Source organism: Paenirhizobium cremeum, from assembly GCF_022884085.1.
In the GTDB taxonomy this organism is placed as follows: Bacteria; Pseudomonadota; Alphaproteobacteria; order Rhizobiales; family Rhizobiaceae; genus Allorhizobium; species Allorhizobium cremeum.
Genome location: NZ_JAGGCS010000007.1, coordinates 48266 through 74500, shown reverse-complemented (window position 1 = coordinate 74500; position 26235 = coordinate 48266). Strand labels below are relative to the sequence as shown.

Sequence of the window (26235 nt, the reverse complement as noted above, 5' to 3'; positions counted from 1 at the left end):
GCAAAGGAACGCGGCATTGGGATAACGCTGGATTCGCATTTCCTCCTTGTCCTGTTGATGCTGCCTTTCGCCGGAAGCCTGATTTCGGTCTTTCTTCTGAACACGTCTTCGCGGGTGCTGCCGTCCTGGGTGGCCGGCGTCGTGGCGTTTTCTTCCCTCCTGATCGTGCTTCTCGCCTATCCCGCCATATCGGGCGGCGAACCGCTTCGTTTCGAGGCGGAATGGGTTCCCCAGCTCGGACTTGCCTTCAAGCTCAGGATGGACGGCTTTGCCTGGATGTTCTGCGTGCTGATTACCGGCATCGGCCTGCTCGTCATCGTCTATGCGCGCTACTACATGTCGGAGGACGACCCGGTTCCGCGGTTCTTTTCCTTCCTGCTGGCTTTCATGGGGGCGATGCTCGGCATCGTCATCTCGGGCAATGTCATCCTGCTGTCGGTCTTCTGGGAGCTGACCAGCATCTTTTCCTTCCTGCTCATCAGCTACTGGCACAACGCCGCGGCGGCGCGCGACGGCGCCCGCATGGCGCTGACGATCACCGGCATCGGCGGCTTCTGCCTGCTGATCGGCCTGCTTCTGATCGGCAACATCGTCGGCAGCTACGATCTCGACAAGATCCTGCGCTCCGGCGATCTCATCCGCGGCCACGCGCTCTATGTGCCGGCGCTGGTTTTCATCCTGCTCGGCGCCCTGACCAAGAGCGCCCAGTTCCCGTTCCATTTCTGGCTGCCCAACGCCATGGCGGCTCCCACCCCCGTTTCGGCGTTCCTGCATTCGGCGACCATGGTCAAGGCCGGCGTCTTCCTGCTTGCGCGCTTCTGGCCGGCCCTGGCGGGAACCTATGAATGGTTCTGGCTCGTTGGCGCCGCCGGAATCGTCACGCTGTTGCTCGGTGCCTATTTCGCCATGTTCCAGCAGGATATGAAGGGCCTGCTCGCCTATTCGACGATCAGCCATCTCGGCCTGATTACCACCTTGCTCAGCCTCGGAAGCCCGCTCGCCACCGTTGCGGCGATCTTCCACATGCTGAACCACGCGACGTTCAAGGCTTCGCTCTTCATGGCCGCCGGCATCATCGACCACGAGACCGGCACGCGCGATATCCGCAAGCTCTCCGGCCTCTACCGCTTCATGCCGATAACGGCGCGGCTCGCCATGGTGGCGAGCGCCGCGATGGCGGGCGTGCCGCTGTTGAACGGCTTCCTCTCCAAGGAAATGTTCTTCGCAGAAGCGGTGCAGACCCATGCCGATTCCATTCTCGACCGCATCCTTCCCTATGTGGCAACGCTTGCGAGCGCGTTTTCCGTCGCCTATTCGCTGCGCTTCATCCACACCGTCTTCTTCGGGCCGCCGCCGGTCGGTCTGCCCAAGGAAAAGCCGCACGAGCCCCCGCGCTGGATGCGTTTCCCGATAGAATTTCTGGTGCTGATCTGCCTCGTCGTCGGCATTGCGCCCGCCATCTCCGTCGGGCCGTTTCTCCTGACCGCCGTCTCCAGCGTGCTCGGGCCGCAGACGCCGGAATACGACCTTGCGGTCTGGCATGGTTTCAACCTGCCGCTGGCGATGAGCGTCGTCGCGCTCGTCGGCGGCACCCTCCTTTATGTCGTGTTCCGGAACTATCTGGCGCGCTGCGAGGACGGGCCGCCGCTGTTGCGGCGATTGCATGGCCAGCGCATCTTCGAGCGCGTGCTCGTCGAGGTGTCGTGGCACTGGGCGCGGCAGGCCGAAAAGCGCATCGGCACGCGCAATCTCCAGCCGCAGCTGCGCTGGGTGGTGGCCATGGGCTTCTTCGCCGGCCTCCTGCCGCTCTACCTTTCCTCCTTCGAGCCTCGCCCCTTCGCATTTTCCGGCGTCGATCCCACCTTCGCCGCGCTCTGGCTGATCGGCGTCTGCCTTGCGATAGGCACGGCTTACCTTGCCAAATACCACCGTCTCGCGGCGCTCGTCATGCTCGGCGGCGTCGGACTGATCGTCTGCGTCACCTTCGTCTGGCTTTCCGCGCCGGATCTGGCGATCACCCAGCTTCTCGTCGAGATCGTGACGACGGTTCTCATCCTGCTCGGCCTGCGCTGGTTGCCGAAGCGTTCCGAAAACGTCGACGAGATGATTACGCTGCGCGCTCGCTTCCGCCGCTTCCGCGATCTCGCGCTGGCGGTCGCCTGCGGCATCGGCATGACCTTCATCGCCTATGCCGTGATGACGATGCCGGTGCCCGACGCCATCGCCAACTACTTCCTCACCAATGCCTATTCGCAGGGCGGCGGGCGCAATGTCGTCAACGTCATCCTGGTGGATTTCCGCGGCTTCGACACGCTCGGAGAGATCACCGTCCTCGGCGTCGTGGCGCTCACCGTCTTTGCCCTGCTCAGGCGTTTCCGTCCCGCCGCCGACAGCATGGCAATGCCGGAACAGCAGCAGATCCAGAACCGTCTGGACGAGGAGCGGCCGGGACGCTCGGCGGGCGATACGGTGAAGGACTACCTGTTCGTGCCCTCGGTCATCATGCAGTGGCTGTTCCCGGTCATCATCACCTTCTCCGTCTACATCTTCATGCGTGGCCACGACCTGCCGGGTGGCGGCTTTTCGGCCGGGCTGACGCTGTCGATCGCCTTCCTGCTGCAATATCTCGCCGGCGGCACGCGCTGGGCCGAGGATCGCCTGCGCATCCTGCCGCTGCGCTGGATGGGCATCGGTCTCCTGACCGCAACCGCCACCGGCGCGGGCGCATGGCTCTTCGGCTATCCGTTCCTCACCTCGCATTTCCGCTACATAGAGCTTCCGCTGATAGGCAAGATGCCGGCCGCGACCGCGCTTCTGTTCGACCTCGGCGTCTTCTCGCTAGTCGTCGGCTCCACCGTCCTCATCCTCGTGGCACTCGCGCACCAGTCCATCCGTATCAACCGCCTTCACGCGGCTGAAATGGAAAAGGCGAAGGAGGCCTGATGGAGATCATTCTCTCGATCGCAATCGGCGTCATGACCAGCTGCGGCGTCTGGCTGATCCTGCGCCCGCGCACCTATCAGGTCATCATCGGCCTTTCGCTGCTCTCCTACGCGGTGAACCTGTTCATCTTCGGCGTGGGCGGGGTGAAATCGAACCTGCCGCCCATTCTCGAGGAAGGCGCATCGACCTCGATGATCGCCGACCCCGTGCCGCAGGCGCTGGTCTTGACCGCCATCGTCATCGGTTTCGCCACCACGGCGCTCTTCCTCGTCGTGCTGCTCGCCTCGCGCGGGCTGACCGGCACCGACCATGTCGACGGCAAGGGGGGCTCCCGATGAGCGGCTGGTCCCACCACCTCATCATCGCGCCGATCCTCGTTCCGCTCGTGGCGGCCGCCGTCCTGCTGTTCGTCAACGAGCGCCAGCGCGTGACGAAGGCGATGATAAGCCTCGTTGCAACGCTGCTGCTCGTAGCCGTGGCGCTTGCGCTCTTCGGGATCGAGAACAGGCATGAGGCTTTCGAGGGCGTCTATCTGCTCGGCAACTGGGCAGCGCCCTTCGGCATCGTGCTGGTGCTGGACGGGCTTTCCGCGCTGATGCTGCTTTTGACGGCCGTCGTCGCCATTGCGGCGCTCGTCTATTCGCTTGCCCGCTGGCATGCCGTGGGCGCCCATTTCCACACCATGTTCCAGCTTTTGCTGATGGGGGTCAACGGCGCCTTCCTCACCGGCGACCTGTTCAATCTCTTCGTCTTCTTCGAGGTGATGCTGGCGGCTTCCTACGGCCTGCTGCTGCATGGCTCGGGCCCGCTGAGGGTGAAGGCCGGCCTGCATTACATCGCGGTCAACCTTGCGGCAGCGCTCCTTTTCCTGATCGGCGTCAGCCTGATCTACGGCACCGCCGGCACGCTCAACATGGCCGATCTCGCCGCCCGCATTCCGCAGATCGAACCGGACCGCCGCATGCTGATGGAGGCGGGTGCCGCCGTGCTCGGCATCGCCTTCCTCATCAAGGCCGGCATGTGGCCGCTCTGCTTCTGGCTGCCGACCGCCTATAGCGCGGCGTCTGCCCCGGTCGCCGGCGTCTTCGCCATCCTCAGCAAGCTCGGCATCTATGTCATTCTCAGGCTCACCATGCTGCTGTTCGGCAGCGGACCGTCGGCGGGCTTCGGCGCGAGTTTCCTCGTCTTCGGCGGCATCGCGACGCTGATCTTCGGCATCATCGGCGTGCTCGCCTCCCAGGCGCTCGGACGTCTCGCCGGCTTTTCGGTGCTTGTCTCCTCCGGCACGCTCTTGATGGTGCTCGGCATCAATGACGGCGCGGTGTCCTCCGGCGCGCTTCTCTATCTCGTCTCCTCGACGCTGACGATCAGCGCCTTCTTCATGCTGATCGAACTCGTCGAACGCGGACAGGATGCGGGCGCCGCCGTTCTCGCCGTCACCATGGAGGCCTATGGCGAGGGCGAGGAGGGCGAACCGGAGGAGGGGGAGGGCGTGACCATGCCGGGCACCATGGCGATCCTCGGCACCTGCTTTGCGGCCTGCGCCATCCTTCTGTCCGGCCTGCCGCCGCTGTCGGGCTTCATCGCCAAATTCGCCATGCTCTCGGCGATGATGGGCACGGGCGCCATCGGCGTGCCGCCGACCGCCGCCGTCTGGACGCTGATTATCCTGGTCATCCTGTCGGGCCTCGCGGCGCTGATTTCCATGACCCGCGCCGGCATCCGCACCTTCTGGACGTCGATCGAGGGAACCGTGCCGCGCGTTCTCGTGATCGAGATCGTGCCGGTGATGTTCCTGCTGGCGCTCACCCTTGCGCTGACGGTGCGCGCGGGACCTGCCATGCACTATATGGACAAGACGATCCGCACGCTCGGCAATCCGGATATCTATATCGACGCCGTGAGGAATGCGGCCGTGCTGCCGGGTGTCGGCAAACGGCCCGGAACGGAGGGCGATTGATGTTTCCCTATCCCGTTCTCACCGTCTTTCTCGTCGTCATGTGGCTGCTGCTCAACGGCTTCACGCCCGGCCACCTCCTTCTCGGCCTGATCGTCGCGACCTTCGCCTCTTGGGGCATGGCGTCGCTCCGGCCCGACAAGCCGAGGCTGAAGAAATGGTATCTGCTGCCGAAGCTTGCGGCGATCGTTCTCTACGATGTCCTCCTTTCCAACATCGCGGTCGCCATGGTCATCCTCAAAGGCCGCAGGAAAGGGCATGCCCCCGCCTTCGTCACCCTGCCGCTGGAGCTGGAAAACCGGACCGGCCTTGCGTTTCTGGCCATCATCCTCACGAGCACGCCGGGTTCGGCATGGCTGGAATACAATTCCCACGACCGGACGGTCCTCCTGCATGTGCTCGACGTCGCAGACGAGGCCGCCTGGGTGGATATGGTCAAGAACCGCTATGAAAAGCTGCTGATGGAGATATTCGCATGAGCGCCATCATAATCTTCACTGCGGTTGCGATCGCCCAGTCGATGCTGGCGGTGGCGATGGCGATCGCGTCCATCCGCATGTTTCGCGGACCGCGCGCCCAGGACAGGATCATCGGGCTCGATGCGCTCTACATCAACGCCATGCTGATGCTCGTCACCTTCGGGATCGGAACGGGGCGGGTGGTCTATTTCGAGGCGGCGCTGGTCATCGGCATGCTCGGCTTCGTCGCCACGGTGGCGCTCGCCAAGTTCCTGATGCGCGGCGAGGTGATCGAATGATACAGCCCGCAGCCGATATTCCGCTTGCCGTCGCGGTCGCGGTCGCCTTCTTCCTGCTGTTCGGCGCGTCGCTGGCGCTGATCGGCGCCATTGGCTTCCTGCGGCTCGGAACCTTCTACGAGCGCATCCACGCGCCCACGCTCGGAACGAGCTGGGGCATCGGCGGCGTGATGATCGCCTCCATGCTCTATTTCAGCTTCTCCCTGCAGAAGCCGGTGCTGCACGAACTCCTGATCGGCCTGTTCGTCACCGTCACCACCCCGGTCACCTTCCTGCTCCTCGCCCGCGCCGCCCTCTACCGCGACCGCACCGAAGGCAAGAACGGCGTGCCGGGCGGGATCGGCAAGGCTGCCGGGGACAGGAGCGAAAGCGAGGTGATGCCGGTGGAGAGGCTCTGAAGGGGATTTGGTCTAACTACCGTCGAGACCTTGGACAGATCCCCGCCGACTGAATAGTTAAAGAGAAACCGATAAAGGCTGTGAACCATCAAGACTTCCCGAGCAGTCTAGCGTAACAGAATGATTATTTCTTGTTTCTCACGTCATCCGTCAGCGGGGCTATCGCCAGAGAACCTAAAGGTACAAAATTCCCATTCCAATCTGCGGCGACACGGATACGGCCATATTGCTTGATTTCCGGCGGAGTTCCGACCATTTTCAAGACTACATGCGCGCGAGGGCGTTTGGGCATGTCGCCTATGTCAGGCAGGTCCAGAAGTTCAAAATTTGGGGTCACCTCGAAAGAAAAAGTCGGTTTTTCGATGTCTTCGCCAGGCTGAGCTATCTTTATGATAAGTTTTGAAGGTGATGCCTGAGGTTCATCGAAAAGATGCACCGCCATGCACAATTGGCGGAGTGTAAATGGCAGCGGTTCATCAGTGAACATGGCGTCGCCGTACACACCCACATACGTCGTCTGCCCTGACAATTCTTCACGCAAGTCCTCACAGAAGATGGTGAATCCGTGAGGCTTGAACGTCTCAATATTAGGCGACAATCTTGGCCCCCTGAGATTCTATCGACTCTCCAGTCGTGCTGGACCTAAATTTGGGGCCACCGTTTATCCTAAGAACGTTCGACTTCGTTCTGATGGCCATGCCGGAGGATCTCACGTCGCCAGAGCATGTGAAAACCTGCCCAGTCTTACGGTGGACAGCTTCGATCCGGATATCCAGATCGAGTGCGCCTGCAATATCAGCGATTGTGTTAAGCTCCCAATTGGGATTTTTCCCAGAAAACCATCTCGAAACGGCGGACTTATCAATCGATAGCTTATCGGCAAGTTCCTTCATGCTTCCGCCGTTTTTCTTCCGATGGGAAATGACTGACCAGAAGAGGCTGACGAATGCCGATTTCAGCATTTCCCTCTTGTATTCTTTAGCGATCTTGTCAGATTTGTTCATCGACATCGCGGCACACTCCACCAAAATATTCATCTACAGAGCCTGCCTCATATCGAACGCATGTCCCGAGAACATCGTTCCAGAGAGCCGGCACCTCAGAAGCTTTAGCATTGTAGTTTTCACGTATTCCGAGCACGACGCGCTCATGAAAGCCAAACGCGACAAAGCAGCCTTTGGAGATAAATCTCCCGAAAATGCGGACCTGCCACATTCTCGGCTTTCTTGCGCAGATCGCCCAAACTTCATCCAGTCCTTGGAGCTTCTCGAAATCAGGCTTTAATTCCGAATTTCCCTGAAGGCTGGCAGTTATGAAGTGGCCGGCGCAAAAACGCCCAATGATGGTTTCAGTTTCGACCATAGGTAGGTTCTTGAAAGCAGCATCATTACCGTCCAGAATTTCGTTTATCTCCGGCGTGACGAAAAGCCTTCGCACGGAGGCGCTCGTCTCCAATGGATACCTCTGCACAAGTTGGCCAGTATCCACGGCTTGATACAATATGCGATCAGTTGCGTTATAAGTCAACTATTTGCGCCTCAAATAGTTAACATTTCGATAATTCTGGATATCATGTTGCAGAGGCTCAGGAGTGCAGCGTGAAAAGAGGGAACTGCCTTCAGTCCTACTCTAGTCTGGCAAAGCACCGACCACGAATCGCAACTAAGGGCTGAACGCCCACTAAGAATGGCGCGCATGGCGCTGTGGCGTCAAGCCGGTGCCAGCACTGCCCCCTTACCGCGCCCGCTGCAACATCCCGAACAGATCGCGCGGGTCGTCGGGGTCGGCGATGATGTCGATTTCCTGATAGAAATCGGTGCCCTTGAGCTTTTCGCGGACATAGCGGAGCGCGGAGAAATCCTCGGTGGCGAAGCCGACCGAGTCGAAAAGGGTGATCTGGCTTGCGTCGCGCCGTCCCTCGGCTTCGCCGCGCACCACGCGCCAGAGTTCGGTCACCGGATAATCCGGCGCCATCTGCTGGATCTCGCCCTCGATGCGGGTCTGCGGCGGATATTCGACGAAGGTGTCGGCGCGGAGAAGAATGTCGCGGTGCAGTTCCGTCTTGCCGGGGCAGTCGCCGCCGATGGCGTTGATGTGCACGCCGGCGCCGACCATGTTGTCGGTGAGAATGGTGGCGAACTGCTTGTCGGCGGTGCAGGTGGTGATGATCGCCGCGCCCTCGATGGCCGACTGCGCCGAGGTGCAGGCGGTGACGCGCAGGCCGGACCCTTCGAGATTGCGGACCGTCTTTTCCGTCGCCCGGCGGTCGATATCGTAGAGCCTGACTTCTTCGATGCCGAGCACGACCTTCATCGCCAGCGCCTGGAATTCGGCCTGCGCCCCGTTGCCGATCATCGCCATGACCTTCGCCCCCTTCGGCGCGAGGTGCCGCGCCGCCATGGCCGAGGTCGCCGCGGTGCGTAGCGCCGTCAGCAGGGTCATTTCGGTCAAAAGCACCGGATAGCCGGTCGAAACCTTCGCCAGCAGGCCGAAGGCCGTCACCGTCTGCAGCCCCTCGGCCATGTTCTTCGGATGGCCGTTCACATATTTGAAGCCGTAGAGCTCGCCGTCGGAGGTCGGCATCAGCTCGATCACGCCCTCGCGCGAATGGGAGGCGACGCGCGGCGTCTTGTCGAAGCTCTCCCAGCGGCGGAAATCCTCCTCGATCACATCCGTCAGCTCGACAAGCATCGTCTCGATGCCGACGTGATGGACGAGGCGCATCATATTCTCGACGCTGACGAAGGGAATGAGAGCCTTTTCGGAGGGCGATTGCGGCATGGACGGTTCCTTGGCTTGGTCAAAGCCCAGGTTAGCAAGATGCCTCCGCTAACCGAAATCGCAAAACCATGTTGTTTTCGCCAGAAATATGGGCAAATTGTATAGCAGATTTGTCAATATTGCCAAAATGCCATCCGTAAAGCCGGGAGCGAACCCATGAGCGTCGCCAAATACATCCCCGACGAACTCGACCGGCGCATCATCGCCCATCTGCGCATCGACGGGCGCGCGTCGCTCGCCAAGCTTTCCGATGCGCTCGGCGTGGCCCGCGGCACGGTGCAGAACCGGCTGGACCGTCTGACGGAGACGGGCACGCTGCTCGGCTTCACCGTCCGGGTGCGGGAGGATTACGACGACCGCTCGGTGCATGCGGTGATGATGATCGAGGTGATCGGCAAGTCGACGACCCAGGTCATCCGCAAGCTGCACGGCATCCCCGAGATTTCCTCGCTGCACACCACCAACGGCAACTGGGACCTGATCGCCAATATCCGCGCCGGCAGCCTCTCCGATTTCGACCGGGTGCTGCGCGAGGTGCGCATGATCGATGGTGTCTCGAACAGCGAGACGAGCCTGCTGCTCAGTTCCGTGTGAGACCGTACCGGCGGACCGGACGGGCCCGTCTTCGGCTGGAAGCGGCTTGTGAAGAGGCTTGGGACGGCTCTCTTTGCGACGATGGCGGCAGGCCGTCGTGGGCCCGCCGCCATCCTCATGTTCCGTATGGGTTTGCTGCCGGCCCTATTCGCGTTCGCCGGTGAAGTTCAGCAGCAGCTGGAAGATGTTGACGAAGTTCAGGTAGAGCGACAGCGCGCCGAAGACGGCAAGCTTCTGCTGCGATTCCTGGTCGAAGTTCTCGGCATACTGTTCCTTGATGTTCTGCGTATCCCAGGCGGTGAGGCCGACGAAGACGGCGATGCCGATCACCGAGATGGCGAATTGCAGGGCAGTCGAGCCGAGGAAGATGTTGACGATCGAGGCGATCATCACGCCGATCAGGCCCATGATGAGGAAGGAGCCGAACTGCGACAGGTCACGCTTGGTGACATAGCCGTAGAGGCTGGTCGCGCCGAACATGGTGGCGGCGATGAAGAAGGTGCGGGCGATGCTGGCGCCGGTGAACACGAGGAAGACCGAAGCGAGCGACAGGCCCATCACGGCGCAGAAGGCCCAGAAGGTCAGTTGCGCGGTCGAGGCCGACATCGAGTGGATGCGGAACGAGAAGAAGAAGACGAAGGCGAGCGGCGCCAGCATCACCATCCACTTCAGCGGCGTGGAGAAGATCGGCACGTAGAGCGCCGGCGTCGAGCCGACGACGAATGCGACGATGCCCGTCAGCACGAGGCCGAGGCCCATGTAGTTGTAGACGCGCAGCATGTGCTGGCGCAGGCCCTCGTCGAAGGCGGCGGCCGATGTCTGGCTGAGGCCGCCGAAGCGATTCTGGTTGGGGTACATATCGTGATCTCCGTTGTGGATCAGTGAAGGGATTTCATGAGGCGGCCGGCCTTGTCGTCGAGACCGGCGTCGGGCGTGCTGGAAACGATGGCATAGGCGACCTCGCCGATCTGCCACCAGGCGACCGTCGCATTCGACAGCGCCAGATGGGTGACCGGCTCGACGGCGAAATAGCCGGGCCTGACCGCAAAGAGTGACAGGCGACCGCTTTGCGGCGTCTTAATGCCCATTTCGACGCTTGGGCCGAAGGGCGAGGGGAAGACCTGCACGTCGGTCACCGTCCAGTCTCCCGGAAGCTCGGGAAGCCCGATCGCCGTGGCCGCCCGGATATCGCTGCGGTCGAGCAGGCGGGTCTCGGGCTGGGAGGGCATGGTTTCGCGCACGAGCGAGGTCTGGTGGGCCTGCACGGCCTGTTCGACGAAGGATGGCGGATGCACCGAGGCCACCACCTCCCTGGCGCCGAAGGGATGGACGGTGGCATTGGCAAACCAGCCGGCGGCGAATAGGCCGGCGACCGCCGCGACGCGCCGCACCGCCTGCCACATGCGCTGACCGGCAAGGCCGGAGGCGAGCCTTCTCGCCGCCTCGCGCGTCTCGGGTCTGGCGAAAGGCGCGGCCTCCGCAAGCGCCAGGCGAAGCGTCGTCTGGAGGCCGATATCCTCCATCACGCGGGCGGCGGTTTCGGGATGCCGTGCAAGCCACATCTCGACCCGCAGACGGCCTGCGGCATCGAGCTGGTTGTCGATATAGGCGTCGAGATCGCTGTCGAGAACGGGGGTCTCGTCACTCATTTCCGCCTCCTACAAGTCTCAGATGGTTGGGTTGTCTGCCGTCCTCGAAGGACCGTAATGCGGCGCGGGCGCGCGACACGCGCGACATCAGGGTGCCCACGGGAATGCCGAGCGTATCGGCGGCTTCCTGATAGGAAAGCTCCTCGATGGCGACGAGATGCAGCGCCTCCCGCTGTTCTTCGGGCAGCGTCATGAAGGCCTCGCGCACCTGCCGAAGCCTGACGGCGTGTTCCTGCTGTGCGGGAAAGGACGTCGGCTCGCCCAGCGCGTCCCCGTCCTCGCCCTCGTGCCGCCTGCGGCTGATCGACGAGCGCAGGCGGTCGACATGGGCGTTGTGGACGATGGAGAGCAGCCAGTTGCGCAGGTTGGAGCCGGGCCTGAAGGTGGCGCGGCGCTCATAGGCGCGCACCAGCGCATCGTGCACGAGATCTTCGGCATCGCCGGAATTGCGCGTGAGCGAGCGCGCATACCGCCTCAGGGAGGCGAGCTGGCCTATCACGTCGAACGATCTCTTGTTGCTGTCCATACCCCTGTATACGGACTGGCCCGGTTTTTATTCCAGCCGGTCCGAGATTTTTTCAAGGCCCGGCCGTATGAGCGTCGAACGCCCGTCTAGACCAGCGCCCGCGACAGGCCGCAATCCTCCCGGAAGGATTTGAAGCCGGCGAGCGACCGGAGAGAGCGGCCGTCGTCGATGGCGGCCAGATCGAGGATCACTGCGTTGGCGATCGTCATCGGCACCACCAGCGATTGCGAATCCCCGGCCTTGCCGCGCGAAACGAGGATCTGGTGATCGGGGGCCGGATCGAGGCGGGCGTTCAGGACATCGGTGAGCATCAGGACTTCCGCGCCCCTTTGCCGGGCGATCGTGCGCATTTCCTGGATGAGGGGAGAGACCTTGCGGAAGGCGAGCAGCCAGACGACGTCGCCTGCGGCAAGCGTGTTCAGCGTTTCGGGAAGCTGGTTCATCCGGGCCGCGAGATCGACGGTCTCATAGCCCGAACGGTTGAGGCGAAGGGAGACCAGCGCGGAAAGCGACGAGAAATGCCCCTGGCCGAACAGGAAGATGCGGCGGCTCTTGCGCAGGCATTCGGAGAAGGCCCTGATATCGGCGTCGGAAACCGTGTTGCGGAGGCGCTCCAGCGCGGCGATCTCGCTGTCCAGCACGGAAGACAGCACGCCGCCGTCTTCCGCCCGCACCAGCCGGGCGGCAATGCGCGCTGCGGGATTGTCGAAATCGCCGCCGCCCTCCAGCAGATTGGCCTGGAGAAAGCTGCGGAACTCGGGATAGCCCTTGAACCCCAGGCGGCGGGCGAGCCGCACGGCCGATGCCGGATGCACCCCGGCTCGGGAGGAGACCTCCTTGCCGTTGTCCATCGCCGCCCGGACCGGGTCCTGCATCAGGACGTCCAGCAATCGGGTGTCGGCCTCCGTCAGCCGGGTCGAATTGCGATTGATGAGGTCGCCGAGCGCCTGCGGAACTTCGCTTTGTCTGTCCATTGCTTCCCGTCTGTTTGTCAGCCCTGACGTTTCCGGGGTGTCCGGGTTCAATACCCGATTCCGGCAGCATGCGCGGGCGTGTCGTCCGGCGCAAGCTCGATGCGGTTCTCGCTCTTGTCGTCGAAATAGAGCGCCCGGCCGAAATCGCAGACCGCCCAAAGCCTTTCGGTATTTTGCGGCATCGTCTCGCGCGGGCAGGTCAGCGTCAGGCGGCCAGCATCGCTGTCGCAATGCAGGATGATGTCGGAACCGGTCATTTCGGAAAGCAGAAGCCGCATGGGCAGCGCCGGTCCCGCGGGCTCCTCCGACCGGACCGCGATATGTTCGGGGCGAAAGCCGATGGTGATGTCCTGCCGGCCCCGCCAGCCGGGGATCTTGGCCGCCGGCAGGAAGTTCATCGCCGGCGCGCCGAGGAAACCGGCGACGAAGCGGTTGGCGGGACGGTCGTAGATCGCCTCGGGCGTATCGAACTGCTGGAGATGGCCGCCCTTCATCACCGCGATGCGGTTGGCGAGCGAGAGAGCCTCCGTCTGGTCGTGCGTGACGTAGACGATGGTCGCTCCGAGCGCCCGGTGCAGTTCCTTGATCTCGGTGCGCATGGCGACGCGCAGCGCATTGTCGAGGTTCGACAGCGGCTCGTCCATCAGGAAGGTCGAGGTGTTGCGGGCCATGGCGCGGCCCATCGCCACGCGCTGCCGCTGGCCGCCGGAGAGCGCGCCGGGCTTGCGGTCGAGATAGGCTTCGAGCTGCAGCGTCTTCGCCACGCTTTCGGCCCGCGCATTGCGCTCCGCCTTCGGCATGCCGCGCAGTTCGAGCCCGAAGGCGATGTTCTGGCGCACCGTCATGTGCGGATAGAGCGCGTAGTTCTGGAAGATCATGGCGATGTCGCGATCCTGCGGCGCCAGATCGTTCGCCCGCCTGCCGCCGATTTCGATCTCGCCTTCGTCGACGCGCTCCAGCCCGGCGATGAGCCGCAGCAGCGTGGACTTGCCGCAACCCGAGGGGCCGACGATGACGACGAATTCGCCGGGGCGGATGTCCATCGAAACGCCGTGGAGGATCTGCGGCCCGCCGGCATAGGACTTCCGGATGGAACGAAGGGAAATGCCGCTCATCGGTTTGTCTCCCGGTTTTTCTCGTTGCGAATGGCGATGGCGAGGCTCGGTCGGTCGGTGGTGAAAACCTTGACGCCGAGCGAAAGCGCCTTTTCGATCTGCGGCGCGGTGTGGGCGGCCCAGCAGCCGAAATCGAGGCCGGCGGCCCTGATTTCGGCCATCAGCTCTGTGTCGGCCGTGTCGATATGGACGCCGATCTCCGGGATCTCATGGGCGTGGGCAAGCTCGATCACGGCGGACGTTCCGAGCTGGCGGAGTACCGGCGGGCTGACCAGCCAGAGCCTGGGCCGGTCCGTCGCCGCCGCGACCTCGTCCAGCGCCTCGATCAGGAAGGAGGAGAAGGTGGTGCGTTCCAGCATGCCGTTGCTGGCAAGGGTCTCGACCACGCGCGGCACGAAATCGCGGTAGGGGCGGCCATCGGCGCCCGGCTTGATTTCGCAGCGGAAATCGACGCGGCTTTTCGAGAAGATGATGCAGAGTTCCTCGAGCGTGAGCGGATGGCCGCCCTCGCCGTAATTGATGGTGGCGGCGCGGACCTCTGACACAGTCAGGCCGGCGATTGCGCCGGTGCGGTCCGTGCTAGCGTCGAGCGTGGCGTCGTGATGCACGATGATGGCGCCGTCGGCGGTCGGGTGTACATCGAATTCCACCTCCTCCAGCGCCATGATCGCGGTTGCCGAAAAGCCGCGGGGCGTGCTGTCGCCGAATTCGAGCGTTCCGCCGCGATGGGATGCGATATGTGTCATTTTCTGTTCCATGTTGAATTACTTGACCGCGCCCATGGTGATGCCGCGCACCAGATGCCGCTCGACCAGCAGGAAGCCCAGGAGCACCGGCAGGATGGTGATGGTCGATGCGGCCATGACCAGCGGCCAGTCGATCAGGCCTTCGCCGGGATTGGTGCGGTAGAGCCGAGCCAGGCCGATCTGTAGCGTGAAGAGGTCTTCCTTGCCGACGGCGACCAGCGGCCAGATGTAGTTGTTCCATTCGGTGAGGAAGATATAGAGCCCCATCGAGAAGATGGCGGGCTTCGAGATCGGCACGATGATCCGCCAGAGCACCTGCAAAGGTGTGGCGCCATCCATGTAGGCGGCCTCGTCCAGCGCCCTCGGAATGCCCTTGATGTATTGCCGCAGGAAGAAGGCGGCGAAACCGTTGGAGATCGCCGGCAGGATCAGCCCGGCATAGGTGTCGAGCAGTCCCGCCTTGGCGAGCGTCAGGTAGTTGGGAATGAGGCTGATATGGCTCGGAATCATCAGCGTCGCGACGGTTGCGCCGAACAGCAGGTTGCCGCCGCGAAACTCGTAGCGGGCGAAGGCGAAGGCGGCCATGGTGGCGACGGTCAGCCCGATGATCGTCACCAGCCCGGAGACGAGGATGCTGTTCATGAGATAACGGGCGAAATTGTATTGCCCGACCGCGCGGGCGTAATTGCCGAGCGTGAACTCCACCGTGCCGGTGTAATAGGCGTGCGCCGTCTGGAACGACATCCAGATCGAATAGAGCACCGGCACGAGGAAAATCGTCCCGGCAGCCAGCGCAAGCAGGGTGAGGAGGCGGTTAACAGGCTTCATAATGCACCTTCCTGCCGACGACGAAGGACTTGACCAGCGCCAGCACGATGAGAAGGACGAAGAGCAGCACGGCGAGCGCCGAGCCCTGGCCGATGTCGAACAGCACGAAACCGACGCGGTAGAGCATATTGACCAGCATGTCGGTCGCGCCCGCCGGTCCGCCATGGGTCATGACGTTGACGATGGTGAAGACCTGGAAGGCCTCGATCACCGAGATGACCAGCAGGAAATAGGTAGTCGGCATGACCAGCGGCACGGTGACCCGGCGGAACACGTGGAACCGGCGGCCGCCATCGACGGCAGCGGCATCGTAAAGCTCCTGCGGCACGGCCTGCAGGCCGGCGATGTAGATGACGATGTCGTAGCCGAGCTGTTTCCAGGTATTGACCGCGATCAGCACCCAGAGCGCCAGTGACGGGTCCTGCAGCCACGGCACCTTGCCCAGCCCGAGGTTTGCCAGCAGCGCGTTGACCATGCCGTAATCGGTGGCAAACACCCAGGAGAAGACGACGGCAATGGAGACGGTGGAGGTGACCGAGGGCAAAAACAGCGCGCCGCGCAGCAGCCGCGAGGGCAGTGTTTCGCGCACCAGGTAGCTGGCGATGGCGAGCGCCAGAACGAGCCTCAGCGGCACGGAAAGCACGGCAAACAGCGCCGTGACCTTCAGCGCGTTCCAGAAATCGCGCGAGGCAAAAAGGGCGCGGTAATTGTCGAGCCCGACGAAGGGCATGTCCGGCGACAGGAAATCCCAGTGGCGGAAGCTCAGGTTGAGGCTCGACACGATGGGGATATAGGTGAACACCGCGATGAAGGCGATCAGCGGGCCGACGAACAGATAGGGTGTGAGGGTGCGAAGCATGGGACCCAAATCGAGCGGAAGAAAGGGTGAGGGACCGGCAGCCGCCAGAAGGTCGACCGCCGGTCCCGCTGTTTTGGCGGAGGATTACTCGCCGTTGCGTTCCGTTTCCTTGCGGGTCTGGGCGGCGAAGTCCTTCATGGTCTCGGTCGCGTCGCGCTGGCCGAAGGCCATGGCTTCCCACATTTTGTATTCGGTGGTGCGCATCCAGGTGACGACGGGTGCGCGCGAACGGCCATGGGCGAAGTCGAGCTGCTTGATGGCGACATCGATGCCCGGCTGGGTGGCGAGCGCTTCGACCGCGACCGGCAGGGCCGCGCTCTTCTTGTTGATCGGCAGATAGCCGGTTTCGGCAAACCAGATGGCGTTGGCCTCAGGCGATGCGGCGTAGCTCACGAACTTGTAGGCCGCGTCCTGAACCGCCTTTTCGGAGGTCGAGAGAATGCCGATTCCGGCGCCGCCGATCGGCACCGAGCAGGTCTTGTTGCAGGGCATCGGGCGCGTTTCGAGCTTGTCGCCGAGCGCCTTCCTGGCGCCGCCGTAATTGCCGGTCGAATTCAGCATGATGCCGACCTTGCCGGCGAGGAATGCGTCGCGACCGTTGTCTTCCTCGGTCACGCCGTCCGGCGAGGAGACCTTTTCCTTGTGCACCAGCGAGGCCATCCATTGATAGGCTTCGATGGTGTTCGGGCTGTCGAGCAGCACCTCGTTGGTCTCGGGGTCCATCAGTTCGCTGTCATTGGCCATGACGAGGCCCCAGCGGGCGAACTGGCCCGGCGCGGCGATGCCGCTGATGCCTTCCGAACCGAGCTTTTCGGTGATCGTCTTCGACGCGGCCATGATGTCGTCGAAGGTCTTCAGCGCAGGCTCGCCCTCGATGCCGGCGCGCTTGAAGATATCGCTGTTGTAGTAAAGGACCGGGGTCGAGGAGTTGAAGGGCACGATATAGTTCTTGCCCTTGTAGACGCCGACTTCGCGCGCGTAGTCGTAAAGGTCGTCCTTCAGCGGATCGGCATCGAAATAGGGGGTGAGGTCGGTCAGCACGCCGCGGTCGGCGAAAAGGCCGTAGCGGGTCACCTCGAGAATGACCGCATCGGGCGCGCGCTTGGCCGGAATGGCGGCCTGCAGCTTGGCGACGATGTCGTTATAGTTGCCGATGAACTCGGCCTGAATGTCGATGTCCGGATTGGCCGCCTCGAAACCGGCGATGATCTTGTCCAGCGCTTCGCCATTGCCCTTGTTGAAGCTGTGCCAGAACTTCACCACCGTTGCGGCCTCAGCCGAGGCGACCGTGGCAAGAAGGGCGATCAGGCTGGCGCCGGCCAGTTTGTGCAATTTGTGTGACATGAATCTTTTCCTTTGCAAAAGAAATTGCATCCCGCTCGTCATCCTCTAGACCCGTTGCACGACAGTTTCGTGAAGCCGGAGCCAAGTTTTCGTGACGTGGAGAGGAAGGAAGGATGCCTTGGGGACGCGGCAATCGCATAAGGAAGGTGCTGCGGCGCGGTGTTCTTGATCCCCTCTGGGGGGAGGTGGCCGGCGGGCGGGAGGTGTTTTGCCGCAGGCGAAGAGCCCGGGTGTAAATTGCATTGAGCCACCGGCGCGGCCGCCGGTGGCGAAGGAACCGGCCTTCGGGCCGGTTCTTCGGGCCTATTTCTTCAGGCCGAACCTTCAGCCGGCGATCAGCTTGACTTCCATGAAGTCTTCCAGGCCCCACTTGCCGCCTTCGCGGCCGATGCCGGACTGCTTGTAGCCGCCGAAGGGCATGCCCGGCGCGCGGGAGGTGCCGTTGATCTGTACCATGCCGGCGCGCAGCCTGCGGGCGACGCGCTGCGCCCGTTCCGGCGATCCCGTCTGGATATAGGCGGCAAGGCCATAGACCGTGTCGTTGGCGATGCGGATCGCGTCTTCCTCGGTGTCGAAGGGGATCATCACCAGCACCGGCCCGAAAACCTCCTCGCGCGCGATCGCCATGTCGTTGTCGACGCCGGCGAAGATGGTCGGGCGGACGAAATAGCCGCGATTGAAGCCTTCCGGCCTGCCGAGCCCGCCAAGCACCGGCTTCGCTCCTTCGGCGATGCCCTTTTCGATCATGCCCTGGACCTTCTCGAACTGGGCTCCGGAGGACAGCGGGCCGATATGATCGCCGTCCCTGGCCGGGTCGTCGACGGCGACCTGTGCGCCGGCCCTGGCGGCAAGATCGACGGCTGCGTCATAGACGGAACGCTCGACCAGCATGCGGGTCGGCGCATTGCAGGACTGCCCGGTGTTCTCGAAGCAATGCCTGACGCCGCGTTCGATGGCGGCCGGCAGGTCGGCATCGGCGAAGACGATGTTCGGCGACTTGCCGCCGAGTTCGAGCGATACGCGCTTGACCGTGGCGGCAGAAGCGCGCGAGACGGCGGCACCTGCGCGGGTCGAGCCGGTGAACGACATCATGTCGACGTCCGGATGGCTGGAAAGCGCCTCGCCGACGACGGGACCCTCGCCGTTGACGAGGTTGAAGACGCCTGCGGGGAAGCCCGCCTCGTCCATGAACTCGGCAAACAGCATCGCCGACATCGGGGCGATTTCCGAAGGCTTGAGCACGACGGTGCAGCCGACGGCGACCGCGGGTATGACCTTCAGCGCGATCTGGTTCATCGGCCAGTTCCACGGCGTGATGAGGCCGCAAACGCCGATCGGCTCATGCACGATCCGCTGGTTGGGGCGGGTTTCGTCCGGCAGGTATTCCCATTCATAGGCCTTGAAGGCGCGGATGAACGCCTTCAGGTGGGAGACGCCGGAGACCGCCTGGGATTCGCGCGAAAGCCTGATCGGCGCACCCATTTCGGCGGTGATCGCCTCGGCCATCTCCTCCATCCGGCGCTCGTAGATCGCGACGAGCTTTTCCAGATGGGCAAGCCGTTCGTCGCGGCTCGTGCTGCTCCAGCCTTCGAAGGCGCGGCGGGCGGCGGCCACGGCCCGGTCGATGTCGCCGGCGGTGCCGCCGGAAATCACGGCATAGGCTTCCTCGTTCGCCGGGTTGACGACTTCGATCCGCGTTCCGCCAGCCGGAGCGACCCACGCGCCGTCGATATAGAAGTTGAGCTTTTCGATCAGTGTCTTGTTCTGCAGCATGGGGCATCCTGACTGGTGGGGTTGGAAAGGTCGGTGGACATCCTTACAATCCCGCAACGGCCCCGGCCAGCCCTTCCTGCGGGGTGAAGTCACCGGAGAGGCCCGTGCCCGCCCGGCCGGGACCCGGCCTCCGTCGGCGACATTTCGCCGCTTGCGAGCAGCGGGGCCTGTCCGTATATCACTTGACAACGATCATTAAGATCAACGGAAACCGCCACTTTGCCGAATGTCTCTCAGGAACCTGGCCGCCGCGGGCGCTCGGGTCGCGGACGCGCGATCCCCGGTCCGGGACGTGCGGCCGTTCTGCTCGCCGTTGCAGCGCCTCTATGCTGGCTACCGCAGGCCTGGTTCGCGGCCCAGGCCATCGGGCGTCTGGCCGATGGCGCGGGCGCGGGCGATATCCTGGAAAACGCCGTCTGCTTCGCCCTGTTCGGGTTGCTGCGCGCCGCGCTTGAGGCTTTGTCCGGCCGTCTTGCCTTCAAGTCTGCCCGGCGCGAACTCACCGCCAGCCGCGTGAGCGCGCTTGCAGCCCTTGCTGCGCGCTCGCCGGTCGATACCGGCCGCCCCTCGTCCGGACAGGCTGCAAGCGTGATCGCCGAGCAGGCGGAAATGTTGACGCCATGGCTTTCCCGTTACCAGCCCGCCCGGACGAAGGCGATGATCGTGCCTTTCGTCATCGCCGCCGCGGTTCTCCCGTTTTCATGGATCGCGGCGCTGGCGCTGCTTGTCACCGCACCGGTCATTCCACTGTTCATGGCGCTCGTCGGAATGCGTGCCCGCAAGGCCAGCGAACAGCAGCTTGCCCGCATGGGCGACATCAACGCCTTCCTCATTGACCGGCTGCGCGGCCTTGCCACCATCCGCACGCTCGGCGCCGTCCCGGAGACGGCCAAGCGGCTGCGCATCGAGGCGGAAGACCTGAAGCGACGCACCATGGCGGTCCTGAAGATCGCCTTCCTCACGTCTGCGACGCTGGAGCTTTTTTCCGCCCTCGGCGTGGCGCTGACGGCCGTCTATATCGGCTTTCATCTTCTGGGATTTATCGGGGTCGGAACCTGGGGGACGAAACTGACGCTGGCCGAAGGCCTGTTCGTGCTGATGATCGCGCCCGCCTTCTTCGAGCCGCTGCGTGAACTGTCCTCCGTCTGGCATGACCGCGCGGCGGGCGAGGCGGCGCAAAAAGCGCTTGGCGCGCTTTCCGGCAAGGGCATGCCCCTGCCGCCCTCCGAAGGATCGGCAAACGGCAGCGAGGCGGCGCTCCTGGCGGAAGGTCTGCGCTATACCCATCCGGGCCGCGAGGCCCCGACGCTTCAGGCTTTCTCGCTCTCCATCGCGCCCGGCGAGAAGATCGCGATCATGGCGCCGAGCGGCAGCGGCAAATCCACGCTTTTATCGCTGCTGGCGGGGCTTGCCGCTCCGCAGGCGGGAAAGCTCGCCGTTTTCGGGCGCTTGCCGGCGGCGGCGCGCGAGGCGGGCGATATCGCCTGGATCGGGCAGTCCGCCCATGTCTTTTCGGGTTCCATCGCCGCCAACGTGTCGCTCGGACGGCCTGACGTCGATGCCGATGCGGTCGCCGGGGCGCTTGCGGTCGGGCGTCTGTCCCATGTTGCCGAAAGCCATGGCCGTGCACCGCTCGGCGAGGGCGGAACGGGCCTTTCCGGCGGCGAGATCGTGCGGCTTGCCATCGCCCGCGCCGCCGCCAGCAAGAAGGCACGGCTGATCCTCGCCGATGAGCCGACCGCGCATCTCGATGCCGCCACGGCGGATCTGGTGACGGACAGCCTGCTCGACCTCGCAAAGGAAAGGACGCTCGTCGTCGTCACCCATGATGCGGTGCTTGCCGCGCGCATGGACCGGATCGTGACGCTTGCGGCGGAGGAGGGTGCATGAGGCCGCTTCTCGTCGTTCTTCGCCGGTTCCTCAAGGAAAAGCGGCTGGCGATGGCGCTGGGCTTCCTGCTCGCCGCGCTGACCGCGATTGCCGGGATCGCGCTGCTGTCGCTCTCCGGCTGGTTCATCACGGCAACGGCCTTTGCCGGTCTGACGTCCGCGACCGCGCTCGCCTTCGATGTCTTCGCGCCCTCGGCCGGCATCCGCTTTCTCGCGCTGTTCCGCACCGCGGCGCGGTATAGCGAGCGCATCGTCACCCATGACGCGACGCTTTCGGTGCTCGCCGGCATGCGCGAGACGCTGTTTCGGACCTTTGCCACGGCGCGCTCGGCACGCGCACTGGCGCTTCGCCCCGCACGCCTCCTCTTCCGCCTGACGCTGGATGTCGATGCCCTCGACGGGCTTTACCTGCGGCTTCTCGTACCGTCAGGCGTGGCGCTTGCCTCGGCGCTGTTTGCCGCCCTCTCGCTCGTCTTCGTCGATGGCCGCATCGCGCTTGCGGTTGGCCTGCTTCCTGTAGTGGCGGGCTTCGGCATCGCGGTCATCGCTGCGTTGAAGGCTGAAAAGCCGGCCCGTCATCGCGCCGCCGCGCTGGAAGCCGTGCGCGGCCGGGTCATCGACATGATCGCCGGCGCCACGGATCTGCTGATGGCCGGTCGCCTTGAGGCATCCAGGCAGAATGTCGAGACGGCGGAAAGCCGGCTGGCCGAGACCGACGACCGGCTGAACCGCATCGAGACGCTTGCCGGCTTCGGCCTTGCGGCGCTGGCGCCCGTTGTCGGCGGCTGTCTTCTCGTGGCGCTCGCCTGTCTGGTCGAGGCGGGCGTCATCGGCGTGCCGGTCGCCGCCTTCGCCCTGCTTCTGGCTCTTGCCGCCGTCGAGCCGTTCGCGGGCCTGCGACGCGGGGCGCTGGAAGCGGGACGCATTCTTGCCGCCGCACGCCGCATCGCGCCCCGCCTCGGAGAGACCCCGCAGGAGATCGCCGTCGCGCCGCCGCCGCCGGGTCTCGCTCTTCTGGCCGAAAACCTCGTCCTGCGGCATCCCGGCGCAGGGCGGCCGGCGCTCTCGGGCCTGTCGCTCGAAATACCGGCCGGCGAGATCGTGGCGCTGACCGGTCCGAGCGGGGCCGGAAAATCGACCCTGATGGCCCTGATCGCGGGTGAAATCACCGCCGAAGCCGGTCGTGTCGCGGCGCTGCCTGCCACTCTCCTCACGCAGCGCGTCGAACTCTTCGCCGATACGCTCGCCGGCAATCTCAGGCTGGCAAGGCCTGACGCCACGGAAGCGGAACTCTGGGCGGCGCTCGATGCGGCAGGGCTGGCGGAGATGGCCCGCAACCTGCCGCAGGGGCTTGAAACCTGGCTCGGCGAAGGAGGCTCGGGCCTTTCCGGCGGCGAAAGCCGGCGCCTGTCGCTTGCCCGGCTTCTCCTGGCGGATGTACCCCTTCTTCTGCTCGATGAGCCGACCGAGGCGCTGGATACCGAGACCGCCCGCGACATCGTGGCGCGCCTTGCCGCCGCAAGGGGAGGGCGCACCGTCCTGATCGCGACCCACAGCGCGCAGGACGTCGAAATTGCCGACCGAATCCTTGTTGTTGACAAAGGTCAATTATGTGGCAATTTCAAATGTAGGGAGACGGCTTTCGCCGAGGTTGCTTCGAGACTGCGCAAACGTTGAGCGACGTTATTTTGTCGCATTGCCTGCGCCGCAAGATAACAATAAGCAATTGTCAGACGTTGCTTTCAGCGGTTCAGAGACCTCATGCGTTCTTCCGGCTCCATATCGCAATTCCTGCGCATCCTGTGCGCGATTGCGCTCTTCTCGGTGGGCTTTGCTCACCGGGTTCCGGATGTGCAGGCAACGGAAATCGTCGCGGCGGCCATTGCGCTTCCGGACGGCACTGTTCCCGATCTCTGCCTCGCCGGCTCAAGGGGCGGTATCGGCAAGGACGGGTACTCTCTGAACCGGTCCTGCGAGGCCTGCCTCATTTCAGCGGCGATGGTCCTGCCGCTGCCGGCGGAGGAAGCGGGCGACCGGCCCATGCCGCATGAAACGGTCCTGCGACCGGATCGGGCGCGTTTCGACGCGCCGCCCGTGCTGATTTCGAAGGCCGCGCCGAGAGCGCCGCCGGTGGCCTGAAGTCCCAAAGCGCCCGACGCCGCTCCGCCTGCGGCCTTGGGCAAACACCCCGGTTTTTCTTTTCTGGAGATCGAGATATGGAACTCGATATCGTGGCGTTATCGCGCCTGCAATTTGCCCTTACGGCGCTCTACCACTTTCTCTTCGTCCCTCTCACCCTCGGGCTGTCGATCCTGCTGGCCATCATGGAAACGGTCTATGTCATGACCGGCAAAACGGTCTGGCGGCAGATGACCAAGTTCTGGGGCACGCTGTTCGGCATCAATTTCGTGCTCGGCGTTTCGACCGGCATCGTCATGGAATTCCAGTTCGGCATGAACTGGAGCTATTACAGCCACTATGTCGGCGACATCTTCGGTGCGCCGCTTGCCATCGAGGGCCTCATGGCCTTCTTCCTGGAGGCGACCTTCGTCGGACTGTTCTTCTTCGGCTGGGATCGCATGTCCAAGGTCGGCCATCTCGCGGCGACCTGGTGCGTGGCGCTCGGCTCCAACTTCTCGGCGCTGTGGATCCTGATCGCCAATGGCTGGATGCAGAACCCGGTCGGCTCGGCCTTCAATCCGCAAACCATGCGCATGGAGGTCAACGACTTCTTCCTTGTGCTGTTTAATCCGGTCGCCCAGGCGAAGTTCGTGCACACCGTCTCGGCGGGTTATGTCACGGCCTCCATCTTCGTTCTCGGCGTTTCGGCCTGGTACCTGCTGAAGGGCCGCGAGATCGAGCTTGCCAAACGCTCGATGACGGTGGCGGCCTCCTTCGGTCTCGCCGCCTCGCTTTCGGTCGTCGTCCTCGGCGACGAGAGCGGCTATGAAGCCTCAGAACACCAGAAGATGAAGCTCGCCGCCATCGAGGCGATGTGGGAAACGGAACCCGCGCCGGCCGCCTTCACCGCCTTCGGCTTTCCCGACCAGGAAACCCGCGAGACCCATTACAAGGTGGAGATACCCTGGGTCATGGGCCTGATCGGCACCCGTTCGCTGACCACCGAAATCCCGGGTATCGACAGCCTCGTCAGGAGCGCCGAAACCCGCATCCGCCGGGGCATCGTCGCCTATGACGCGCTGCAGACCATCCGCGCCGCCGGCACCACCACGGCCATCGACCCGGCCGTCAAGGCAAGGTTCGAGGATAACGGCCTCGATCTCGGCTATGCGCTTCTCCTGAAGCGTTACGTCGACGATCCGCGTCAGGCAACCGACGAGCAGATCGCCAGGGCGGCGACCGACACCATCCCCAACGTGCCGACCCTGTTCTGGGCCTTCCGCTTCATGGTCGCCCTCGGCTTCTATTTCATCGCGCTGACGGCCGTCTTCTTCGTCATCTGCAGCCGTCACACCCACACGAAGCGTCCGTGGTTGCTGAGGGTCGCGGTCTTTTCCATCCCGCTGCCGTGGATCGCCGCGGAACTGGGCTGGATCGTCGCGGAGGTGGGACGCCAGCCGTGGATCATCGAAGGCGTGCTGCCGACCGCTGCCGCCGTCTCCAATCTCGGAGCGACGACGCTGCTCTTCACCATCGCCGGTTTTACCGCGATCTACACCGTCCTCTTTATCGTCGAGATGGGGCTGATGCTGAAGGCGATCCGCAAGGGACCGGAGCCGGACGACGAACGCCCCGGACATCCGGAACCCGAACTCATCTCGAAGACCATCGTACCGGCGGAGTAAGACCATGATCCTGCACACGCTTATCGATTACGAAATCCTTCGCGTCATCTGGTGGCTGCTTCTCGGCGTCCTGCTCATCGGCTTTGCCGTGATGGACGGCTTCGACCTCGGAGTGGCCACGCTCCTGCCCTTCGTGGGTCGGGACGACACCGAACGGCGCGTCGTCATCAACACCATCGGCCCGGTCTGGGAAGGCAACCAGGTCTGGCTGATCCTCGGCGGCGGGGCGATCTTCGCCGCCTGGCCGCCGCTCTATGCGGTATCCTTCTCGGGCTTCTATCTGGCGATGTTCGCGATCCTCTTCGCGCTCATCCTGCGCCCGGTCGGCTTCAAGTACCGCTCGAAGCGCGAAAGCACCACATGGCGCACCGCCTGGGACTGGGCGCTCTTCGTCGGCGGCCTCGTGCCGGCGCTTGTCATGGGGGTCGCGGTCGGCAATGTCCTGCAGGGCGTGCCGTTCCACCTCACCGACGACCTGCGCATCTTCTATGACGGCACGACGCTGTTCGAACTCCTCAACCCCTATGGCCTGCTCGCCGGCATCCTGTCGGTTTCCATGCTCGTCATGCACGGCGCCGGCTGGCTGACGCTGAAGACCTCCGGCACCGTCAATGCCCGCGCCCGCCGGATCGGCATGGTCGCGGCCATCCTGACCGTCGTGCTTTTCGCCGTCGGTGGCGTCTGGCTGACGGTGATCGACGGCTACCGGTTCACGTCCGCAATCGATCCGGCAGGCCCCTCGAACCCGCTCTACAAGACGGTCGAGGCTGCGTCCGGCGTCTGGTTCCAGAATTATGCCGCCCATCCCTGGATGACGGTCGCGCCGGCGCTCGGCTTCCTCGGCGCGCTCGGTTCGCTTCTCGCCTTCGCGGCGAAGAAGGACGGGGCGCCGTGGCTGATGAGTTCGGTGTCGATCCTCGGCATCGTCTCGACGGTCGGGCTGTCGATGTTCCCCTTCATCCTGCCGTCGAGCGTCGATCCGCGGTCCAGCCTCACGGTCTGGGACGCCTCCTCCAGCCACATGACGCTGTTCATCATGCTGGTCTGCGCCGTCATCTTCGTTCCGATCATCATCGCCTACACCTCCTTCGTCTACCGGGTGCTGTGGGGCAAGGTCGACGCGAAGGACATCAACGATCCCGCCAACCACGCCTATTGAGGAAAGGAAACCGTCATGTGGTATTTTTCCTGGCTACTCGGCCTGCCGCTTGCCGCTGCCTTCGCCGTGCTCAACGCCATGTGGTACGAGCTGATCGACGCGCAAAAGAAGGAAGACGCCAAAAAATCGAAGTAGGC

The 26235-nt window shown here is 63.8% G+C and carries 27 protein-coding genes; 13 read left to right on the top strand and 14 right to left on the bottom strand.

Annotation, left to right across the window (positions count from 1 at the left end):
• Positions 1 to 21 precede the first annotated feature (21 nt).
• Genes J5N58_RS14175 through mnhG form a run of 6 tightly spaced genes read left to right on the top strand, consistent with a single transcriptional unit; the run spans position 22 to position 6055 of the window.
• Entirely contained in the window at positions 22 to 2943 is a 2922-nt protein-coding gene (locus J5N58_RS14175; RefSeq protein ID WP_112827123.1) for a monovalent cation/H+ antiporter subunit A, read from the top strand.
• A complete protein-coding gene (locus J5N58_RS14170) occupies positions 2943 to 3281 on the top strand; it encodes a Na+/H+ antiporter subunit C (RefSeq protein WP_112827124.1) in 339 nt (112 codons plus the stop codon). The genes J5N58_RS14175 and J5N58_RS14170 overlap by 1 nt, the downstream gene beginning before the upstream one ends.
• Complete coding sequence (locus J5N58_RS14165; protein WP_113339898.1) at positions 3278 to 4903, top strand: monovalent cation/H+ antiporter subunit D; 1626 nt, start codon at positions 3278 to 3280, stop codon at positions 4901 to 4903. The genes J5N58_RS14170 and J5N58_RS14165 overlap by 4 nt, the downstream gene beginning before the upstream one ends.
• Positions 4903 to 5379 carry a Na+/H+ antiporter subunit E gene (locus J5N58_RS14160; protein ID WP_113339899.1) on the top strand — a complete coding sequence of 159 codons (477 nt, stop codon included), beginning with the start codon at positions 4903 to 4905 and terminating at the stop codon, positions 5377 to 5379. The genes J5N58_RS14165 and J5N58_RS14160 overlap by 1 nt, the downstream gene beginning before the upstream one ends.
• On the top strand, positions 5376 to 5657 hold the full coding sequence (locus J5N58_RS14155; RefSeq protein ID WP_113442519.1) for a K+/H+ antiporter subunit F: 282 nt from the start codon (positions 5376 to 5378) through the stop codon (positions 5655 to 5657). Before J5N58_RS14160 ends, J5N58_RS14155 begins: the two co-directional genes overlap by 4 nt.
• Positions 5654 to 6055, top strand: a complete 402-nt coding sequence (gene mnhG / locus J5N58_RS14150; RefSeq protein ID WP_244711303.1) for a monovalent cation/H(+) antiporter subunit G — start codon at positions 5654 to 5656, stop codon at positions 6053 to 6055. The genes J5N58_RS14155 and mnhG overlap by 4 nt, the downstream gene beginning before the upstream one ends.
• 124 nt (positions 6056 to 6179) lie before the next feature.
• Here the strand turns inward: mnhG and J5N58_RS14145 are convergent, their stop codons facing one another.
• From J5N58_RS14145 to J5N58_RS14130, 4 genes are all read right to left on the bottom strand, one after another.
• On the bottom strand, positions 6180 to 6653 hold the full coding sequence (locus tag J5N58_RS14145) for a hypothetical protein (protein ID WP_113442521.1): 474 nt from the start codon (positions 6651 to 6653) through the stop codon (positions 6180 to 6182).
• Positions 6643 to 7065, bottom strand: coding sequence for a helix-turn-helix domain-containing protein (locus J5N58_RS14140; protein ID WP_162757342.1), 423 nt, complete (start codon positions 7063 to 7065; stop codon positions 6643 to 6645). The genes J5N58_RS14145 and J5N58_RS14140 overlap by 11 nt, the downstream gene beginning before the upstream one ends.
• On the bottom strand, positions 7046 to 7582 hold the full coding sequence (locus J5N58_RS14135) for a hypothetical protein (protein ID WP_162757343.1): 537 nt from the start codon (positions 7580 to 7582) through the stop codon (positions 7046 to 7048). The genes J5N58_RS14140 and J5N58_RS14135 overlap by 20 nt, the downstream gene beginning before the upstream one ends.
• Positions 7583 to 7789: 207 nt before the next feature.
• On the bottom strand, positions 7790 to 8836 hold the full coding sequence (locus J5N58_RS14130) for an ornithine cyclodeaminase (protein ID WP_113466240.1): 1047 nt from the start codon (positions 8834 to 8836) through the stop codon (positions 7790 to 7792).
• A 156-nt stretch (positions 8837 to 8992) separates the two neighbouring features.
• Between J5N58_RS14130 and J5N58_RS14125 the strand changes: the two genes are divergently transcribed.
• Positions 8993 to 9430, top strand: coding sequence for an Lrp/AsnC family transcriptional regulator (locus tag J5N58_RS14125; protein WP_112829590.1), 438 nt, complete (start codon positions 8993 to 8995; stop codon positions 9428 to 9430).
• Between the two features lie 144 nt (positions 9431 to 9574).
• Here J5N58_RS14125 and J5N58_RS14120 read toward each other — a convergent pair whose 3' ends face one another.
• The 10 genes from J5N58_RS14120 to J5N58_RS14075 form a co-directional block, all read right to left on the bottom strand.
• On the bottom strand, positions 9575 to 10288 hold the full coding sequence (locus J5N58_RS14120) for a Bax inhibitor-1/YccA family protein (protein ID WP_244711301.1): 714 nt from the start codon (positions 10286 to 10288) through the stop codon (positions 9575 to 9577).
• 20 nt (positions 10289 to 10308) lie between these two features.
• Positions 10309 to 11079 carry an anti-sigma factor family protein gene (locus tag J5N58_RS14115; protein ID WP_113438737.1) on the bottom strand — a complete coding sequence of 257 codons (771 nt, stop codon included), beginning with the start codon at positions 11077 to 11079 and terminating at the stop codon, positions 10309 to 10311.
• Complete coding sequence (locus J5N58_RS14110; RefSeq protein WP_113339907.1) at positions 11072 to 11605, bottom strand: sigma-70 family RNA polymerase sigma factor; 534 nt, start codon at positions 11603 to 11605, stop codon at positions 11072 to 11074. Before J5N58_RS14110 ends, J5N58_RS14115 begins: the two co-directional genes overlap by 8 nt.
• 86 nt (positions 11606 to 11691) lie before the next feature.
• A complete protein-coding gene (locus J5N58_RS14105) occupies positions 11692 to 12579 on the bottom strand; it encodes a MurR/RpiR family transcriptional regulator (protein WP_113442529.1) in 888 nt (295 codons plus the stop codon).
• Positions 12580 to 12626: 47 nt separating this feature from the next.
• Positions 12627 to 13694, bottom strand: coding sequence for an ABC transporter ATP-binding protein (locus tag J5N58_RS14100; RefSeq protein ID WP_244711299.1), 1068 nt, complete (start codon positions 13692 to 13694; stop codon positions 12627 to 12629).
• Positions 13691 to 14440: a glycerophosphodiester phosphodiesterase family protein gene (locus tag J5N58_RS14095; protein WP_112829596.1), complete on the bottom strand. Its 750-nt coding sequence runs from the start codon at positions 14438 to 14440 to the stop codon at positions 13691 to 13693. The genes J5N58_RS14100 and J5N58_RS14095 overlap by 4 nt, the downstream gene beginning before the upstream one ends.
• An 18-nt stretch (positions 14441 to 14458) precedes the next feature.
• Entirely contained in the window at positions 14459 to 15268 is an 810-nt protein-coding gene (locus J5N58_RS14090; RefSeq protein ID WP_113442535.1) for a carbohydrate ABC transporter permease, read from the bottom strand.
• Positions 15255 to 16127 carry a carbohydrate ABC transporter permease gene (locus J5N58_RS14085; RefSeq protein ID WP_244711296.1) on the bottom strand — a complete coding sequence of 291 codons (873 nt, stop codon included), beginning with the start codon at positions 16125 to 16127 and terminating at the stop codon, positions 15255 to 15257. Before J5N58_RS14085 ends, J5N58_RS14090 begins: the two co-directional genes overlap by 14 nt.
• Positions 16128 to 16211: 84 nt before the next feature.
• Positions 16212 to 17471, bottom strand: a complete 1260-nt coding sequence (locus J5N58_RS14080) for an ABC transporter substrate-binding protein (protein WP_244711294.1) — start codon at positions 17469 to 17471, stop codon at positions 16212 to 16214.
• 324 nt (positions 17472 to 17795) lie between these two features.
• Positions 17796 to 19244 (bottom strand): aldehyde dehydrogenase family protein, encoded by a 1449-nt coding sequence (locus J5N58_RS14075; protein WP_113438741.1) that lies wholly within the window; start codon positions 19242 to 19244, stop codon positions 17796 to 17798.
• Between the two features lie 219 nt (positions 19245 to 19463).
• Between J5N58_RS14075 and cydD the strand changes: the two genes are divergently transcribed.
• From cydD to cydX, 6 genes are all read left to right on the top strand, one after another.
• A complete protein-coding gene (cydD, locus tag J5N58_RS14070; protein ID WP_244711292.1) occupies positions 19464 to 21134 on the top strand; it encodes a thiol reductant ABC exporter subunit CydD in 1671 nt (556 codons plus the stop codon).
• Positions 21131 to 22810, top strand: a complete 1680-nt coding sequence (cydC, locus tag J5N58_RS14065) for a thiol reductant ABC exporter subunit CydC (RefSeq protein WP_244711290.1) — start codon at positions 21131 to 21133, stop codon at positions 22808 to 22810. Before cydD ends, cydC begins: the two co-directional genes overlap by 4 nt.
• A gap of 84 nt (positions 22811 to 22894) precedes the next feature.
• On the top strand, positions 22895 to 23272 hold the full coding sequence (locus tag J5N58_RS14060) for a hypothetical protein (RefSeq protein WP_112829603.1): 378 nt from the start codon (positions 22895 to 22897) through the stop codon (positions 23270 to 23272).
• 77 nt (positions 23273 to 23349) lie between these two features.
• On the top strand, positions 23350 to 24939 hold the full coding sequence (locus J5N58_RS14055; protein WP_244711287.1) for a cytochrome ubiquinol oxidase subunit I: 1590 nt from the start codon (positions 23350 to 23352) through the stop codon (positions 24937 to 24939).
• Positions 24940 to 24943: 4 nt separating this feature from the next.
• Positions 24944 to 26098 carry a cytochrome d ubiquinol oxidase subunit II gene (gene cydB, locus J5N58_RS14050; protein WP_244711285.1) on the top strand — a complete coding sequence of 385 codons (1155 nt, stop codon included), beginning with the start codon at positions 24944 to 24946 and terminating at the stop codon, positions 26096 to 26098.
• A gap of 15 nt (positions 26099 to 26113) precedes the next feature.
• Positions 26114 to 26233: a cytochrome bd-I oxidase subunit CydX gene (gene cydX, locus J5N58_RS14045; RefSeq protein ID WP_112829606.1), complete on the top strand. Its 120-nt coding sequence runs from the start codon at positions 26114 to 26116 to the stop codon at positions 26231 to 26233.
• Positions 26234 to 26235 lie beyond the last annotated feature (2 nt).

Bases quoted from the DNA above. Each gene is read 5' to 3' on its own strand.
- J5N58_RS14170 (WP_112827124.1), top strand. From the start codon at position 2,943: ATGGAGATCATTCTCTCGATCGCAATCGGCGTCATGACCAGCTGCGGC.
- J5N58_RS14165 (WP_113339898.1), top strand. From the start codon at position 3,278: ATGAGCGGCTGGTCCCACCACCTCATCATCGCGCCGATCCTCGTTCCG.
- J5N58_RS14160 (WP_113339899.1), top strand. From the start codon at position 4,903: ATGTTTCCCTATCCCGTTCTCACCGTCTTTCTCGTCGTCATGTGGCTG.
- J5N58_RS14155 (WP_113442519.1), top strand. From the start codon at position 5,376: ATGAGCGCCATCATAATCTTCACTGCGGTTGCGATCGCCCAGTCGATG.
- mnhG (WP_244711303.1), top strand. From the start codon at position 5,654: ATGATACAGCCCGCAGCCGATATTCCGCTTGCCGTCGCGGTCGCGGTC.
- J5N58_RS14140 (WP_162757342.1), bottom strand. From the start codon at position 7,065: ATGTCGATGAACAAATCTGACAAGATCGCTAAAGAATACAAGAGGGAA.
- J5N58_RS14130 (WP_113466240.1), bottom strand. From the start codon at position 8,836: ATGCCGCAATCGCCCTCCGAAAAGGCTCTCATTCCCTTCGTCAGCGTC.
- J5N58_RS14125 (WP_112829590.1), top strand. From the start codon at position 8,993: ATGAGCGTCGCCAAATACATCCCCGACGAACTCGACCGGCGCATCATC.
- J5N58_RS14120 (WP_244711301.1), bottom strand. From the start codon at position 10,288: ATGTACCCCAACCAGAATCGCTTCGGCGGCCTCAGCCAGACATCGGCC.
- J5N58_RS14115 (WP_113438737.1), bottom strand. From the start codon at position 11,079: ATGAGTGACGAGACCCCCGTTCTCGACAGCGATCTCGACGCCTATATC.
- J5N58_RS14110 (WP_113339907.1), bottom strand. From the start codon at position 11,605: ATGGACAGCAACAAGAGATCGTTCGACGTGATAGGCCAGCTCGCCTCC.
- J5N58_RS14105 (WP_113442529.1), bottom strand. From the start codon at position 12,579: ATGGACAGACAAAGCGAAGTTCCGCAGGCGCTCGGCGACCTCATCAAT.
- J5N58_RS14100 (WP_244711299.1), bottom strand. From the start codon at position 13,694: ATGAGCGGCATTTCCCTTCGTTCCATCCGGAAGTCCTATGCCGGCGGG.
- J5N58_RS14095 (WP_112829596.1), bottom strand. From the start codon at position 14,440: ATGACACATATCGCATCCCATCGCGGCGGAACGCTCGAATTCGGCGAC.
- J5N58_RS14090 (WP_113442535.1), bottom strand. From the start codon at position 15,268: ATGAAGCCTGTTAACCGCCTCCTCACCCTGCTTGCGCTGGCTGCCGGG.
- J5N58_RS14085 (WP_244711296.1), bottom strand. From the start codon at position 16,127: ATGCTTCGCACCCTCACACCCTATCTGTTCGTCGGCCCGCTGATCGCC.
- J5N58_RS14080 (WP_244711294.1), bottom strand. From the start codon at position 17,471: ATGTCACACAAATTGCACAAACTGGCCGGCGCCAGCCTGATCGCCCTT.
- J5N58_RS14075 (WP_113438741.1), bottom strand. From the start codon at position 19,244: ATGCTGCAGAACAAGACACTGATCGAAAAGCTCAACTTCTATATCGAC.
- cydC (WP_244711290.1), top strand. From the start codon at position 21,131: ATGAGGCCGCTTCTCGTCGTTCTTCGCCGGTTCCTCAAGGAAAAGCGG.
- J5N58_RS14060 (WP_112829603.1), top strand. From the start codon at position 22,895: ATGCGTTCTTCCGGCTCCATATCGCAATTCCTGCGCATCCTGTGCGCG.
- J5N58_RS14055 (WP_244711287.1), top strand. From the start codon at position 23,350: ATGGAACTCGATATCGTGGCGTTATCGCGCCTGCAATTTGCCCTTACG.
- cydB (WP_244711285.1), top strand. From the start codon at position 24,944: ATGATCCTGCACACGCTTATCGATTACGAAATCCTTCGCGTCATCTGG.
- cydX (WP_112829606.1), top strand. From the start codon at position 26,114: ATGTGGTATTTTTCCTGGCTACTCGGCCTGCCGCTTGCCGCTGCCTTC.